At 52.4% G+C, this 16,226-nt stretch carries 13 protein-coding genes; all 13 read right to left on the bottom strand.

Features of this window, described 5'->3' with window-relative positions:
• Positions 1–98: 98 nt before the first annotated feature.
• The 13 genes from BM485_17015 to BM485_16955 all read right to left on the bottom strand — a co-directional run bounded on the left by BM485_17015 (position 99) and on the right by BM485_16955 (position 16,208).
• Entirely contained in the window at positions 99–1,406 is a 1,308-nt protein-coding gene (locus BM485_17015; protein ID OKY73757.1) for a UDP-N-acetyl-D-glucosamine dehydrogenase, read from the bottom strand.
• A gap of 816 nt (positions 1,407–2,222) precedes the next feature.
• On the bottom strand, positions 2,223–2,513 hold the full coding sequence (locus BM485_17010) for an endonuclease (GenBank protein OKY73756.1): 291 nt from the start codon (positions 2,511–2,513) through the stop codon (positions 2,223–2,225).
• Between the two features lie 420 nt (positions 2,514–2,933).
• On the bottom strand, positions 2,934–4,106 hold the full coding sequence (locus BM485_17005) for an aminotransferase DegT (protein OKY73817.1): 1,173 nt from the start codon (positions 4,104–4,106) through the stop codon (positions 2,934–2,936).
• Between the two features lie 34 nt (positions 4,107–4,140).
• Positions 4,141–5,739: an oxidoreductase gene (locus tag BM485_17000; GenBank protein ID OKY73755.1), complete on the bottom strand. Its 1,599-nt coding sequence runs from the start codon at positions 5,737–5,739 to the stop codon at positions 4,141–4,143.
• 229 nt (positions 5,740–5,968) lie between these two features.
• Positions 5,969–7,144 (bottom strand): hypothetical protein, encoded by a 1,176-nt coding sequence (locus tag BM485_16995; protein ID OKY73754.1) that lies wholly within the window; start codon positions 7,142–7,144, stop codon positions 5,969–5,971.
• A gap of 567 nt (positions 7,145–7,711) precedes the next feature.
• Positions 7,712–8,842: a hypothetical protein gene (locus BM485_16990; protein ID OKY73753.1), complete on the bottom strand. Its 1,131-nt coding sequence runs from the start codon at positions 8,840–8,842 to the stop codon at positions 7,712–7,714.
• Positions 8,843–9,188: 346 nt separating this feature from the next.
• Positions 9,189–10,331, bottom strand: a complete 1,143-nt coding sequence (locus tag BM485_16985) for a GDP-fucose synthetase (protein OKY73816.1) — start codon at positions 10,329–10,331, stop codon at positions 9,189–9,191.
• Between the two features lie 98 nt (positions 10,332–10,429).
• The gene (locus BM485_16980; GenBank protein ID OKY73752.1) at positions 10,430–10,789 is read right to left on the bottom strand and encodes a four helix bundle protein; all 360 of its coding nucleotides are present in this window, start codon (positions 10,787–10,789) and stop codon (positions 10,430–10,432) included.
• A 52-nt stretch (positions 10,790–10,841) separates the two neighbouring features.
• On the bottom strand, positions 10,842–11,945 hold the full coding sequence (locus BM485_16975) for a GDP-mannose 4,6-dehydratase (GenBank protein ID OKY73751.1): 1,104 nt from the start codon (positions 11,943–11,945) through the stop codon (positions 10,842–10,844).
• A 70-nt stretch (positions 11,946–12,015) separates the two neighbouring features.
• Positions 12,016–13,485, bottom strand: coding sequence for a mercuric reductase (locus BM485_16970; GenBank protein OKY73815.1), 1,470 nt, complete (start codon positions 13,483–13,485; stop codon positions 12,016–12,018).
• Positions 13,486–13,681: 196 nt separating this feature from the next.
• Complete coding sequence (locus BM485_16965; protein OKY73750.1) at positions 13,682–14,326, bottom strand: hypothetical protein; 645 nt, start codon at positions 14,324–14,326, stop codon at positions 13,682–13,684.
• A gap of 210 nt (positions 14,327–14,536) precedes the next feature.
• Positions 14,537–15,229 (bottom strand): TVP38/TMEM64 family protein, encoded by a 693-nt coding sequence (locus BM485_16960; GenBank protein OKY73814.1) that lies wholly within the window; start codon positions 15,227–15,229, stop codon positions 14,537–14,539.
• A complete protein-coding gene (locus BM485_16955; GenBank protein ID OKY73813.1) occupies positions 15,222–16,208 on the bottom strand; it encodes a glucokinase in 987 nt (328 codons plus the stop codon). The genes BM485_16960 and BM485_16955 overlap by 8 nt, the downstream gene beginning before the upstream one ends.
• Positions 16,209–16,226: the final 18 nt, after the last annotated feature.

Genomic DNA, 16,226 nt, shown 5'->3' with positions numbered 1-16,226 from the left:
TCCACTGCGGCAAAAATGACGGTAGTGTCCAGATTTCTTTACACATTTGCTTCACGCTGGTCACATCATCGTTCTCAGGAAAAAGCCATCTTCTCTGCTCAGGCCTTCACCACATTCGGCAGCTCGCCATCAAAGACACCACGGGTATCAACAATCAGCTGCGCGTGTCTGGCGATCATCTGATAATCAAAATCATCATGATCCGTGGCAAGCAGCACACAGTCCACCTGTTCTATAATTGCCGGGGTCAAGGTAGTGGATGCCAGATCAAATGCATATTTACGCATTGGTGGGAATCTCGGCACAAACGGGTCTGCGTAGAGCACTTCAGTGCCTTTTTTCTTAAGGAGATCCATCAGCTCCACGGAAGGCGACTCGCGCATATCATCCACATTCTTTTTATAGGCAATGCCAAGCACCAGGATCTTGGCGCCGTGGAGCGCCTTGCCCCTGTCATTGAGGGCATCCATAATCTTGCCCACCACCCATTCCGGCATGGCGGTGTTGACTTCACCGGCAAGTTCAATAAACCTCGTATGCAGGCCATACTCACGGGCCTTCCAGGTCAGGTAAAAGGGGTCGATGGGAATGCAGTGGCCGCCCAGGCCAGGGCCAGGGTAAAAAGGCGTGTACCCGAAAGGCTTGGTGGCGGCAGCGTTGATCACCTCCCAGATATCGATACCCATTTTGTCGGCTACTATCTTCAGTTCATTGACAAGGCCGATATTGACTGCCCGATAGATATTTTCAAGCAGTTTGGTCATCTCGGCGGCCTTGGTGGAAGATACCGGCACCACCTGGTCGATCACCTGCTCATAGAGGGCGACACCTGCCTGTAAACAGCTGTCCGTATCGCCGCCGCAAACCTTGGGAATGGTTCGTGTGGTGAAACTGCCATTGGCCGGGTCCTCACGCTCCGGGGAATAGACAAGGAAGATATCCGTGCCCACCGTGAGATTTTGATTTTCAATCCTGGGTTTTAAAACTTCATCGGTGGTGCCGGGATAGGTTGTGCTCTCCAGGCTGACGACCTGGCCGGCCCGAAGATAGGGCAGGAGGGAATCAAGGGTGCCCGTGACATAGGAGAGGTCCGGCTCACGATACTTGGTAAGGGGGGTGGGCACGCAGATCAGGAGGGCATCGACATTGGTGGCCCTGGCAAAATCGCTTGTCGCCTCAAACATCCCCGCCTCAACAACCTGCTTGATGCGTTCTGAGGCGATATGTTTGATATAGCTTTCGCCGCCATTGAGGCTGGATATTTTCTCTTCATCAATATCAAGGCCGAGGACCCGAAAACCCACCTCGACATAACGCAGCATAAGAGGAAGACCGACGTAACCAAGGCCGACTATGCCAATGGTTGCCTCTTTTCTTTTCAATTTATCCAATAAGTTGGTTAGCATTTCAGACCTTTTTTTCTGATTACAGTGTCAAAGTTAGGGCTTTTCTTCGCGCGTGTTTGGTTTGTTTTACGACTTCAGCCACAGTTTGTTATTGATAGCCGTTGTTTTTCATCGTCACTGCGAGGAAAGAAGTGACGCGGCAGTCCAGAGGTTTTGACTCCGAGGCTCCTGCTGGTTCCTGGATTGCCGCGCTCCGCTCGCAATGACGGCACTTTTACAAACGTCACTGCGAGGAGCGGAGCGACGCAGCAGTCCAGAGGTTTTGACTCCGGGGGCTCTCGCTGGTTCCTGGATTGCCGCGCTCCGCTCGCAATGACGGCACTTTTACAAACGTCACTGCGAGGAGCGGAGCGACGCGGCAGTCCAGAAGATTTTTAACTCCGGGGGCCCAGTTGGTTCCTGGATTGCCGCGCTTCGCTCGCAATGACGGCACTTTTGCAAACGTCACTGCGAGGAGCGGAACGACGTGGCAGTCCAGAGGTTTTAACTCCGGGGGCTCTCGCTGGTTCCTGGATTGCTTCGCTTCGCTCGCAATGACGGCACATTACAAACGTCACTGCGAGGAGCGGAGCGACGCGGCAGTCCAGAAGATTTTTGACTCCGGGGGCTCTCGCTGCTTTCTGGATTGCCGCGCTTCGCTCGCAATGACGGCACTTTTGCAAACGTCACTGCGAGGAGCGGAGCGACGTGGCAGTCCAGAAGGTTTTTGACTCCGGGGGCTCTCGCTGCTTTCTGGATTGCCGCGCTTCGCTCGCAATGACGGCACATTACAAACGTCACTGCGAGGAGTGGAGCGACGCGGCAGCCCAGAATCTTTCACAAAATCGTCTCATACAGATCATGCCACTCACTATTCATAGATTCGATGAGGCGTAATTTTTTGGCCCGTGAACCTGCCTTTATCTGTTTCTCCCTCGTTATGGCGGCCTCCATGCTATCAAAAAGCTCATAATAGACGAGCAGATGGACAGCATGACGCCGTGTAAAACCCGGTACCACATCACTCTTGTGCTCCCAAACCCGTTTCACCAAATTTGAGGTTACACCTGTATACAGTGTGCCGTTGCGACGACTGGCCATTATATAGACTGCCGGCTGCTTTGCCATATTCAGCTCACCTCCTTGCCGCCGCCTGCTGCGTCACTGCGAGGAGCGGAGCGACGTGGCAGTCCGGAAGGTTTTTAACTCCGGGGGGCTCCTGCTGGTTCCTGGATTGCCACGCTTCGCTCGCAATGACGGCACTTTTACAAACGTCACTGCGAGGAGCGGAGCGACGTGGCAGTCCAGAAGGTTTTTAACTCCGTGGCTCCTGCTGTTTCCTGGATTGCCGCGCTTCGCTCGCAATGACGTGCCTTTTGTGTACGTCACTGCGAGGAGCGGAGCGACGCGGCAGTCCAGAAGGTTTTTAACTCCGAGGCTCCTGCTGGTTCCTGGATTGCTTCGCTTCGCTCGCAATGACGGCACGTTCGATTGCGGCGTTTCGCCAGGCTCAACGCACAAGAAACACCCATTGGCGGCTCAACCGTGTTACCTCGCCTGCATTGCGGAACAGACAGCCTCGACTATGTAATCTATTGTTTCATTGTCCAAATAGGGGTGCATGGGCAGACTGAATACATTGGCGGAACTTGTCTCACCCACAGGAAAATCACCGACCTTATAGTGCAAGTTTGCATAGGCGGGTTGCAGATGCAGGCAACGGCCATAATAGATCGCCGTGGGCACCCCCTTGGCCTTGAGTGCTTCCTGAACCGTGCCCCTGTCCTCGGCAAGCAGGGTGTATTGGGCCCAGACAGATTGACAGCCCTCGGGAACATGGGGCACCACCAGAGTGTCGCACTTCTTCAACCCGTCGGTATACCTCTGGGCCACCCTTTGCCTGGCCTCAATCTCGGCAGGAAAGATCTCAAGCTTGGGCAACAAGATTGCCGCTTGCAGGGTGTGGAGGCGCGCATTAAGACCCAGCCGGATATTGTCATACTTATCCGTGCCCTTGCCGTGGACCCGAATGGAACGGATAATATCCGCCAGCCCATCGTCATCGGTGAACACGGCGCCGCCGTCGCCATAACAGCCCAGTGGTTTTGCCGGAAAAAAACTCGTGGTGCCGATATGGCCAAAACCACCGGCCTGCCTGCCCTTGTATATGCCGCCAAGCCCCTGGGCGGCATCCTCGACAACGTACAGGCCGTATTGTCGCGCCAGCGCCATGATGGGTTCATAATCAGCAGGCAGGCCAAAAAGGTCCACCGGGATTATCGCCTTGGGAGTAAGCGCCAAGGGGGATCCGTCATCAGCCAGGGGCAAAGGGTGCTCGGAAGCATCACATTCCTGCACAGCCTTAATTGCCCGGCCAAGCTGCTCCGGGTCAATATTATAGGTGCGCGGATCAATATCAACAAATACTGGCGTAGCACCGAGGAGAGAAACCACCTCAGCCGTGGCAATAAAGGTAAACGGGGTGGTGAACACGGCATCACCCGGACCAATACCTTTGGCCATCAGGGCCATGAGCAGGGCGTCGGTGCCATTGGCAACGCCGACACAGTGCTTGACACCGACAAAGTCTGCCAGTCTCTTCTCCAGCTCCGCAACTTCCGGACCCAGAATGTAACGACCATGGTCAAGGACTGCGGAGATGTTCCGCTCCACCTTCTCTCTTATAACTTTCTGTTGGGCAGCAAGATCGATAAATTCGATTGATTTCATAATATTCGGCAGCAAGAGCCCTCAATTACCCTTTAATAGTTAGCAAAACAACCTTATCGCCCTTGAGCTGATAGGTATCTCCCGTGTACGGGCAGACGAAGTCACCCTCCCCGGCCAAAGGCAAATCCATCCGCTTGCCGTAACGGCTCATCCAGCCGATCTGCCGGGCCGGATTGCCCACCATGAGGGCAAAGGCCGGCACATCCTTCACCACCACGGCACCGGCGCCGATAAAGGCATATTGGCCAATCTCGACATCGCCGACAATGGTGGAATTTGCCCCAAAGGTGACGCCTTTTCTTACCATGGTTCGGCAAAACTCATTTTTTCGGGAAATGGCCGCCCTGGGGTTCATGACATTTGTAAAAACCATGCTGGGCCCGCAAAAAACCTCATCCTCCAGAGTCACGCCTTCATAGACCGAGACATTATTCTGGATCTTGCAGCCACTGCCGATTTGGGCATTCGGCCCGATAACGACATTCTGGCCGATATTACAGGATGGGCCGATACTGCTGCCGGCAAGGATATGTGAGAAATGCCATATTTTGGCACCGGTGCCGATGCGCACATCCTCATCAACCTCTGCCGTCTCATGAACAAAATAGTCCGGGGTGACAGTGGCGGAGAAAGCGGCAATGACGATTTTCTTTTCCTGATCCATGGACGCCTGACAGGCATTGAGAATATTGAGGACCCGCAAGCCCTCCTCCCCGTCGGTCCTTGGTGTTTGGCGCGTCTCAATGCACTCAAGAAAATGGGCGCACTCGGCGCGAAGAGGCTCATCCTGGGGAACTTGAACCAGGTGCACTTCAGCCTTATTGGCCACAGGAACATGCCCCTTCCAGTCCACGGAATGGGGGTAGAGTTGCAATTTCTCATCCCAGGGGGCCGTGTCATCAAAAACCGCCATCTGCTTCTCGCCGACCACCACCAGTTTCTGTTCTTTAAAGGGATGCAGCCACGACACAAATATGTGGGCCCGGATGCCACTGGCGAAATTGAGCAGGGTAACCGTGGTATCGGCAATATTTTTGTGGAGGAAATTACCGCCCTGCGCCCGTACAGATTCTGGAACCTCCCCGGCAAGACCCAAAACAACGGAAATATCATGGGGGGCAAAAGACCAGAGAACATTTTCCTCCCTGCGCAACAGCCCCATATTCAGCCTGTTTGAATAGATATAACGAAGCTGACCAAGTTCTCCGGCATCAACCAGCTCTTTCAATTTTAAGACCACGGGATGATACCAAAGCAAATGGCCAACCATCAGAACCCGTTGATGGACGCGAGCAAGGGAATTTAATTCAATGCCCTCAGTCTCTGACAGGCAGAGCGGCTTTTCAACATAAACATCCTTGCCGGCAAGCAGAATCTGCTTGGCCAAATTCGCATGGGTCGGGGCCGGGGTGGCAAGTGCTATGCCCTCTATATCAGGATCATTTAAGAGCTGAGAAAAGCTGGAAAAACCCCTTATACCAGGATATTGCTCAAGAAATGCGCTCAGGGTGTCGGGATTGGTGTCGCAGACAGAATGCAAGGCGCCGAGATTATGAAAATTCCGTACCAGGTTTTTACCCCAGTAACCTGTTCCAACAACAGCAATATTTTTTTTAGATGTCATAAGCGTTTTTTAGTATTTTTTTATCAAGTTCAATCAAATGATCAAAACTGTTTTTCCTCGTACGACTCTACATTAACCTGCAGTTCGGCAATTTCCTATTGGATAATTTCATATTCAGCCAGTTTGCGCTGGAGGAAAGCGCTGATCACCTGCGTTTTTTTCATCGATGCCCCGGGGAGTCAGGCGACTTTGTTACTGAAATTACGAAAATTCTTGATCTTGACCATGCTCACCCACACCCCTCACCCTTCACTCCTGCCCCATCAGGCCAGACAAGGGCCATAAGCATGGCTGACATCCCTCCAAGGATCACTGCTAACGCCAGTATCAAAAAACCCTTGAGTGGCAGGATCGATCCATTTACGTAGGGAATCCCCATAGGGCGGTAGAAATCACCGGTTTTTTGGCGAGCCACCTCGTGAGCCACTGTGAGGAATGAGTCATACCCCTCTACCAGGATGGAATACATGGCCGATGCCTGCTTGAGAAAATCTTTGTTATCACTGATATCCGATTTTACCTGATTCCGGGATATTTCTTTCAAAAGGCCGGCACGTTTGGCAACAAGATCACGCCGGGCCGCCAGAAGCTCACGCATATAGTCGGCCAACGATGCCTGGTTGGCCAAGTCAATCACCTGGCGCAGTGAGTTGTCACCGAACTGGACGGTCTCGTTGGCGCCGGCGCTCATCTGTCGCCCTGTTGCCTGGGGCTGGAAATTGCGCAGATCCGCAATGCCACGGTCAATCTCCTCGATATTACGGGATATTTCATCAATCTGCAGTTGTGTTTCAACCAGAAAGGAGGCGGCAACCAGATCAGGATGGGCAAACATGCTGGAAAAAATGGTGCTAAAATATATCTGACTGAAGCGGTCAAGCTCGCTCTGCAAATCAGAACTGCCCAAGCCTGACTCATTGACGATACTTTTGAAGCGATTATCTTTGGCCAAAATGTCAAGCCCGTCCCGCATCAGAACCAAGGCGTGTCGGGCCAAAAGGATATCCGCTGTGGATGTAAAGGGGTTGGCAGTGGTGTTGACCGCCGCCTTGCTCAAACGCGTGTCGACAAAAACACGATATTTTTCACTGAAGACCTCTGTCCAGGCCCGCGGCAAGGCATAAGCCAAGGTGGCGCCATCCGCAGGTGGCAGGCCAAGAGCAGCGTGATTAATGGTAATCCGCAGACCGCTTTCCGAGAGACGCTGCATTTCTTCCTCAAACTCACGATTTATCTGGGCGATGTCTGCTGTTGATAAATTCTTGGCTTCCAGTTTGTTACGATATTTTTTTTGTATCCCGTCGGTTGTCGGCAGACCGTATTCAACTTGGATAAAACCTCGTAAATTCACCGCATCATCAATCCCAAGGGATTTCGCCGCCCGATCGAGAACCTCCGGGAGCAATAAATCCTGGGGGGGTAAATGGCGTGCCGTTTGGATACATTGATTTATCAATTCCCTGCAGGCGGACAAAATAAATTGTCGGCTGTTCCGTACGCACAGCGCTAAAGATCAAAAAAGCAATAGCCGCCAGCAGGCTCAGCACCGGAAGGGCCAGCAAGATGCCACGCCGCTTCCGGAGTTTTACGACAATATCGTTGAGAGATATTTCATCCTGATATGGCACATACATATTTCCATTATTATTTTGGTTCATCTGCACCCTTGGTCCAAAACTTCTCTCCATGGTCAAAATTGGTTTCAGGCTTCTTTCTAGGTAACTATCCAGATGTTTAGACTGTAGACTGAAGGCTATAGGGCTGCCGGTACTGTCGTATTACATATTTTAGGCGCTTTTCCTTCAGTCTACAGCCTTCAGCCTATCTACCTGGATAGTTACCTTTCTAAAACAAAAAAATCACTTCCGGTTGCTGGAGAAAGTAGCCATCATTATTTTTTTTTACGACTGCCGCACCTGATGGATTGCTTTGCTTCGCTCGCAATGACGCTCCCTCACCCAGTAAGCCTATCTCATTCAGTACACTCCTGCCGACGAGCTGTTTCAATAAAATTAACCGCAAATGCCGTAAAAACTCCCAGCATGAGGCCAAGGACAAATCCCAGCGCCACGACAAGGTTACGTTTGGGTTTTATTGGGCCATCAGGCTTCACAGCCGGCTGGTCCAGACGAAAGGCTTTAACCTTATCAGGGTCGACTTGAATCTGGTTTAATTCTATCAGCTGCGCCTGTAAGGAGCGCAAAGAAGGGATAAAAGGATCATTGATTTTACGTTTCTGCAGCGTGTCGATTTCAGCCTGCAGCTCCTGTGTACCGCGCAGGTAGAGCGGCGTGTTTGCCGTGTTCACGGCAACCCCGAATTCAGAAGTACCTTTGGTCTGGGAAAATACGGAAGAGGCATCAACCCTATGGACAATACCAAGTTGGCCGGCAACATAAAGAGCCTCCTGGAGTTCAGCAATCCTGTCCAGGCGGCTATAATTGGCAACCTGCCGCAATGCATTGATCTTAACTTCAATTGCTTCTTTCCTGGAACCCAGGTTGGTGTTGAGATCTTGCAACAAGACTTCAGCGGTATAGCCGTTGACCATGGCAAGAAAATCATTGAGCCAGGAGGTGATGAGCGCGGGGTCACATCCTTCCATCGAAACTGTAACAAAATCAGACCGATCCTTCTTACCCTGAGTAACTGTCAACTTCTCATGGAAAGCCGTGGCAAAAACCTTTTTCGACTCGCCACCTTCATCGCCATGCCCCTTTAACGAATCAAACAAATTATGCTGGTCAAAAAACAGCCGCCGCACAGACACACTCTGCAGATTCTTGAGCGCCTCGCCATAAACATCTTTAGCAGACTTGGCATTCACTCCAAGGATATTCAGCGGCTCAACATCCCCAAGCCGTGGCGGCAGTATAGAGGCCTCGGCCCGATAAACACGGGGCGCCGACAGGACATAGACAAGAGCCAAAGCGGTACAAATCAACGTGATAGCTGCAATCCATTGCCATCGTCTGGCAAGAAGACGCCAGATATCAACAAGATCAATTTCATCATCATGATATTGCCGAAAATGTGCAGCGTCAGGATCCGGATGGGCGGAGTGTCGAGAAGGGGTATCGGTATTTAACAGGATGGTCACCACGTTTCAAACAAATTGAGTTGCTGTAACTATTCTTCATGTATCAATAAAAAACCTGACAGCCGGAATTTGAACAAAGAACAATTTCACAACCAGAACATACTAATAAGTTGGGATTTTTTTTTTAATGGATTCCTCACAGAAGATCAAGAAGAATCTTGTCAGGAAAAGTACAAAAAGGGGGAAACCCGCCTCGGCCCTCGCTCACCTCCTCCAAATGTCAAGCAGAATAATCTCATCATCCGAAGGTTGAGCACAATATTGACTTCCGACATAGGGACAAACCGGTTCTTTATTATTGTTGCTATCCATTTATTCACTCTTTTAATTTTGAAGAAAAAATCAAGTTTCAACAACCGTTGAGACTTGGAGTTTCCTTTATCACTGAAGCAAAAAAATCTTTATACGCCATTTTTATCCCATTGACCAGGGCAATCTCAGGACGCCATCCCAAGGAAAAAAGTTTGCCGACATCAAGCAGTTTCCTCGGCGCGCCGTCCGGTTTCGTTCCATCCCATTCCACCTGCCCCGTATAGCCGACAACTTCCTTCACCAGGTCCGCCAAATTCCTTATTGTCTGGTCCTCGCCGCAACCGATGTTTATTAAAGGAGCAAGATTCAAGTCGCAAGAATCAAGAGGCGAGCCGGCTGGACTGAGCAGGGCCTGGAATTTATCATCCGACAGATTCATTAAAAAAAGGCAGGCTCTGGCCATGTCGTCACTGTAGAGGAACTCGCGGCGAGGCGATCCGGTTCCCCAGACGGAGACACAAGGTTCAAGATTCAAGGTGCAAGTATCACGAAGTTTGCTCTTGATGCTTTCGGGGATGGGGCCGTATCTGGTTTCATCCTGCGCGATTGCGGCCCAGTTGCGTTTGACCGCCAGTTTTGCCAGGTGAAATTTACGGATCAGAGCAGGCAACACATGGGAGTTTTGCAGATCATAATTGTCGCCCGGCCCATAGAGGTTGGTCGGCATAACCGCCAGATACCGGGTTCCGTATTGCCGGTTGTAAGCCCAACACATCTCGATCCCGGCGATTTTGGCAACGGCATAGGAACGGTTTGTCGTTTCAAGCGGCCCGGTGAGCAGATATTGCTCCTTCATCGGCTGCGCGCAATCCCGGGGATAAATACAGGATGAGCCGAGAAAAAGAAGGCGTTTGACTCCTGTTCGCCAGGATTGATGAATGACATTCTGCTGGATGGCCAGATTCTGATGGATAAATTCGCCGGGATAGGTGGAATTCGCCAGGATGCCGCCGACCTTGGCTGCCGCCAGGAAGACGTATTCCGGTTTTTCCTGGGCAAAAAACTTTTCTACCGCCAGCTGATCGGTCAGATCGAGTTCAGCATGGGTACGGGTGATGATATTGAAAAAACCATCAACGGCCAGACAGCGGAGCAGCGATCCCCCCACCAGCCCCCGATGCCCGGCGATGTATATTTTAGAGTTAAGATTCAAGAGGCAAGATTCAAGGTTAAGATTCAAGAGGCAAGGGGCAAGATGCAAGAGGCAAGATGCAAGAGGCAAGATTCAAGGGGCATTGTATCTTACGCATCATGAACCTTGAACCGTGTATCTTGCTTCTACAGGAGTGAAGATCGGTTCCTGACAGATTTGATCAAGGCATGGAGCATGCGTGAAATTTCCTCTGCTTCGCCCAACCACTTCCTTCCAATATCGTGCTCAATATAGCCAATCTCCATCCCAATATATATCTGTGTTCGCAATTCGCCGGCAGAGCCTTTGGCGTAGTTGAGAAAATTTGCGGTCTCCTTCTCCGATCCCCGTTCATGGCCTTCGGCAATATTTGAGGGGATAGATAATCCGGCGCGGGTAATCTGATCTCGGAAACCAAAATCCTTTAACCCCTGCAAGGCTTTATACAAATCAGCGCTCAACCGTGCAGATCGTTTCCAGACTTCCAGATCTTCGAATCGGCCCACACTCGTTCTCCTTTAACCTTGCATCTTGGGACTTGCATCTTACCATGTTGCCTTATTCGTTATAGTCATAGGCAATATAGCCATGCCGTTTGACCAGCTCGTCACGCTCGGCCGCCTTCAGATCTTCCCGCACCATCTCGGCAACCAGCTCGGCAAAAGTGGTTTTCGGCGACCAACCCAAAACATTTTTTGCCTTGGAAGGATCACCAAGCAGAGACTCAACTTCGGTGGGACGAAAATAGCGGGGATCAACACGCACTATGGTGCGAGGCTCAAGATGCAAGCCACAAGGTTCAAGAATTCCGGTCTCATCAACACCTTCGCCTTCCCAGCGAATCCGCATGCCAAGTTCCTGGGCGGCGGCGCTGACAAAGTCGCGCACGCTGTGCTGCACGCCGGTGGCAATGACAAAATCCTCCGGTTTTTCCTGCTGCAGCATCAGCCACTGCATTTTGACGTAGTCACGGGCATGCCCCCAGTCACGTTTGGCATTCAGGTTGCCGAGGTAGAGGCAATCCTGCAATTTCAGCTTGATACGTGCCATGGCCCGGGTGATTTTCCTGGTCACGAAGGTTTCACCGCGAACGGGTGATTCGTGGTTGAAAAGGATGCCGTTACAGGCATACATGCCGTACGCTTCGCGATAATTGACCGTGATCCAGTAGGAATACAGTTTCGCCACCCCATAGGGTGAACGGGGGTAGAAAGGTGTTTTTTCGGTTTGCGGTGATTCCCGCACAAGGCCGTAGAGCTCCGAGGTTGACGCCTGATAAAAACGGGTCTTTTTTTCCAAGCCAACTATCCGTATCGCCTCAAGCAGACGCAACGTTCCCAGTGCGTCGGAATTTGCCGTGTATTCGGGCTCCTCGAATGAGACGGCGACATGGCTCTGGGCCGCCAGATTGTAAACCTCGTCGGGCTGCACCTGTTGCACAATTCGCACCAGGCTGCTGGAATCGGTCATATCACCATAGTGGAGAATGAAATTTCTATTTTCTATATGGGGGTCCTGATAGAGATGGTCTATCCTGTCCGTGTTGAACAACGAAGAGCGTCTTTTGATGCCGTGGACTTCGTATCCTTTTCTCAACAGGAACTCGGCAAGATAGGCGCCGTCCTGCCCTGTTACGCCGGTTATAAGTGCCCGTTTTTTCATATCAATTCAACAATTCCCCTTTTGTTTTCCTCTCAGCTGTTCAGTGCGCACACCTTATTTACACACATTGTCATTTTCCTGCAAGATCAGAACACGGATCGCAGGCCGAACCCTTGAGCTGGAAAAAGAGTTTCAGCCCTTTCTTGACTGTTTCGGAAAATATTTTCGGCGAAAAATAGTTTGCCGTCACCCTTTTGTTGATTTCCGTCAGGGTCGGATAAGGATGCACCGCCCCGGCCAGGGTGGAGAGCTTAACCGATCCGTTTAACATCGCCACCCACTCGCTGATCAGCTCACCGGCTCGAGGCCCGCAGATCTGCACGCCGACAGGCCGTTCCTTTTCATCGAGGATCATCTTGATTTTGCCGGTTTCACCCTCGGTCAGGGCACGGTCGTTGCCGGCAAAGTCCTCGCTCCACACCTGGTAATCGATGCCCGCGGCTTTGGCCGCCTTTTCATTCATGCCGATGGAGGCAAGCTCGGGGTCGGCATAGGTGCACCAGGGCATCCAGGTATAATCCGCCTTGCGGGGCAGATGGAAGACGGCGTTGCTGACGACGATTCCCCCCTCATAGCCCGCCGCATGGGTGAACTGAAAGGAGCCGTTGACATCGCCGGGCGCGTAAATATGTTTCCGGCCGGTACGCATGCGCCTGTCCACCTGAATTCCCTTCCCGTCGCAGGCAAGATCAATTTTATCAAGCCCCAGGCCATCGGTGTTCGGCGTCCTGCCCAAGGCGACCAGCAGTGTTTCGACGTTGAGGCAAAACGGGGTGTTGTCCGGCCCGGCAAGCCTCACCTCTTTTACCTTTCCCAGATCGCGCACCCCGAGCACGTTGGTATTAAGATGAAAAACCACCCCTTCCCCGACCATGGCCGCCATGACGAGATCCGCCATGTCCTTGTCTTCCTTGCTGAGTATCTGGCTGCTGCGCTGGATAACCGTTACCTTTGTCCCCAGCCGGCTGAAGGCCTGGGCCATCTCAACGGCAATGGGACCGGCGCCGAATACCGCCATGGAGGAAGGCAGCCTGTCGAGGGAGAAAATCTCCCTGTTGGTCACGAAGGGTGTTGTTTCAAGGCCGGGAATGGACGCGGCGGCAGGCGACGAACCGGTAGCAATGACCCATGACCGGGCGGACACCGTTTTGCCGTTTAACGAAACGCTGTGTTCATCAACGAAACAGGGAACGCCGAATTCGACCTTTGCCCCCAGCCTGCAGAAACGCTCCACCGAATCGTGCTGCTGGATGGCGGCAATGACCGACTTGATTCTTTCCTTCACCCGGGCAAAGTCAACCGGTGGGATATCCACCTCGGGCAAGCCGAAACGGGTTGCCGTTTTGATGGATTGATAGACGTCGGCCGTTTTGATCAGCGTCTTGCTCGGCACGCATCCATAATGCAGGCAGTCGCCACCCAGCTCAGGTTCCCTTTCAATCAGCAGCGTTTTTGCACCCAATTGCGCCGCACCGGCCGTTACGGTGAGTCCGGCGGCCCCGCCGCCTATCACGCCGAGATCATAGTCATATTTTGTCATTTTCAAAAATCCTTTTGTCGGCATGGGGAGCCGACCTGCGGGTTCTCCGTGCATGGTGTCGTCGTTTTTTTTGTCGGCAAGGGATTGCCGACCTACGGGTTCATCGTGCATGGTGTCGGCATGGGGATGCCGACCTACGGGTTCTCCTTGCAAATGACCGTAGGGCGGCAATCCTTTGCCGCCGACATGACTCGGTTTATTCCAAATCCATATTTTTTATCCGTTCCGGTTCAGCAACACCCCAATTAATTGAATAAACACCTCGATCCATCCATCCGGCAAATGAAGAATGAGCAAAATCGGCAGCACGATCAACGAAACCATGTTTGACTGGATTATAATGAACATAATCAAGATGCCTGGCAAAATCAGTTTCGTCGCGAATAAGGTGGTCATAAAACCTTTTCTGCCATAAGGGAAAGAACTCTCCATCACGAATGTCGGGAAAGGATTGCCGACCTACTTGTTCACCGTGTATGCATCCGCTGGAATGGGAATGCCGACCTGCGGGTTCGCCGTGCATGGTGTCGTAGGGCGGCAATTCCTTGCCGCCGTTACTTTCTGTAAACGTTTCCTTCAAACGCCATGTGACATCTCGCTTGACCGCCCCGACAATTTTTGAAAAATTGCAGGCTTCATCACATTCAAACATCCAGTGCAAATGGTCGGGTAGAATGACATGAGCATAATGGCGAAAGGGATATTGAACCTTAACCCTTCGCATTGCGACAAGTAGAAGTTCGACCCGTTCTGCGGATGCAAATATTTTCCGACGGTTATTTGTTACAATCGTCACAAACACCGGATGATGCGGAAGATGATAACGTCGATAATTCGACATGATTCATTTTTCCTTTGTTCTGTCGGCATGGGGATGCCGACCTACGGGTTCATCGTGCATGGTGTCGTCGTTTTTTTGTCGGCAAGGGATTGCCGACCTACGGGTTCATCGTGCGTGGTGTCGTCGTTTTTTTGTCGGCAAGGGATTGCCGACCTACGGGCTCTCCGTGCATGGTGCTGGAGGGCGGCAATCCCTTGCCGCCGTTACAGTTTAAACATCCCTGCGAATTTTTATCCATCCCAACACTTTCTTCGCCGTGATCGGGAAAAGGCCGAGCAGGGCAAAGGAAAGAAGCAGGCTGGGGGAAAGTATGCCGGATACCGATTCCAACTTGCCAAGCTCCTTGCCGGCGTTGACATAAACAATGGTGCCCGGCAGCATGCCGACTTGCGACACCCAGTAATACCGGCGCAGGGGAATACGGGTGACGCCCATGGCCAGGTTGATGAGAAAAAAGGGAAAGACCGGCACCAGACGAAGGGTGAAAAGATAAAATCCTCCCTCCTGCTCGATGCCCCGGTTGATCGGCTCAAGCCGGTCGCCGAATTTTCTTTGTACCCAGTCACGCAGCAGAAAACGCGAAACGATGCAGGCAAGTGTCGCGCCGATGGTGCTGGCAAAAGAAATGATCACCGTGCCGGTGAGCAGACCAAACAGTGCCCCGCCGGCCAGGGTCATGATCACCGCGCCGGGCAGGGAAAGCGCGGTGGCGAGAATGTAGACGGCCATGTAGGACGCGATAACTGCAAAAGGGCGTGCGGCGTAAAGTTCGGCGAAGCCGGCCTGTGACTCTTTCAGATAGTGCAGGGTCAGATAGCGGTCCAAACCCATAACATAAAAAAGGGCGACACAGCCGGCGCCAAAAAGGACAATGGCCGCTTGTTGCAGGGTTTTCTTATTCATCATTGCCCAACCCATACGCAGCGGCACCCAGCAGGGCTGCCTTGGAATTTATAATAACGGCAACAGGAACATCGGCGAGCAAACCGGACATTTTCCCCCTGCCGGCGAAACGACCGTGAAAATCATCCTCCAGCAGAAAGGGAAGAATCCGGGGGGGGATACCGCCACCGATATACATGCCGCCGGTGGCGACAACCGTTAGGGCAAGGTTGCCGCACACATCAGCCAATATGCCCACGAAGCTGCGTACCGTCTCCCGACAGATATGGCATTTTCGCAGCGGGTCCATGGCCGCCGCGACAATAACAGGTGTCGGGTCATGCGCCCCGGCCAGTTCCTCTTTCAGCCATTCCGGTTCAGGGAAGAGCCCTGAATCCCGCAAAAAACCATAGATATTGGGCAGTCCCTGCCCCGAACAAAGCGATTCAATGCTTATGGCCCTGTTTTGCGCCTGCAAGAACCTGAACAGCTCCGCATCATCCCGGCCCGGAGCAAAACCGGCATGTCCCCCTTCCGACGGACAGACCTGATACTTTGCTCCATTCCACACCAGAAAGGCCATACCCAGCCCCGTGCCCGGCGCCACCACTCCGACGGCGCCCTTTTCCTTCCTGTTCCCGGCATGCAGCACACGGACATCATCCGGCTGCAAAAAAGGAATGGCGCTGCCCAGCGCCACCAGATCATTGATCACGACAACCGAGCCCATGGCGAATTTACCGGCTATTTCATCCCCGTCAATTTGCCAGGGAAGATTGGTCAGTCGTACCCTGTTGTCCAGCACGGGCCCGGCAACCCCAAAACAGGCCCGGTCAATCCGAAGTTTCCCGTCTGCGAGAAAATCCTCCAAAAGCTGAGCAAAAGAGCTGTACTTGCCGGAGGCAAAAGTCGCTTCGACAACAGCATTTCCGAGCCCGTGCGCGGTGTCATAAACGGCCAGATCTGTTTTGGTGCCGCCGACGTCGGCGGCGAGGAGCAATGACATGGTTTTTATTTT

The organism is Desulfobulbaceae bacterium DB1 (assembly GCA_001914235.1).
Lineage (GTDB): Bacteria > Desulfobacterota > Desulfobulbia > Desulfobulbales > SURF-16 > DB1.
The sequence above is the reverse complement of the archived record's forward strand: the minus strand, read 5'-3'. Positions and strand labels throughout refer to the sequence as shown.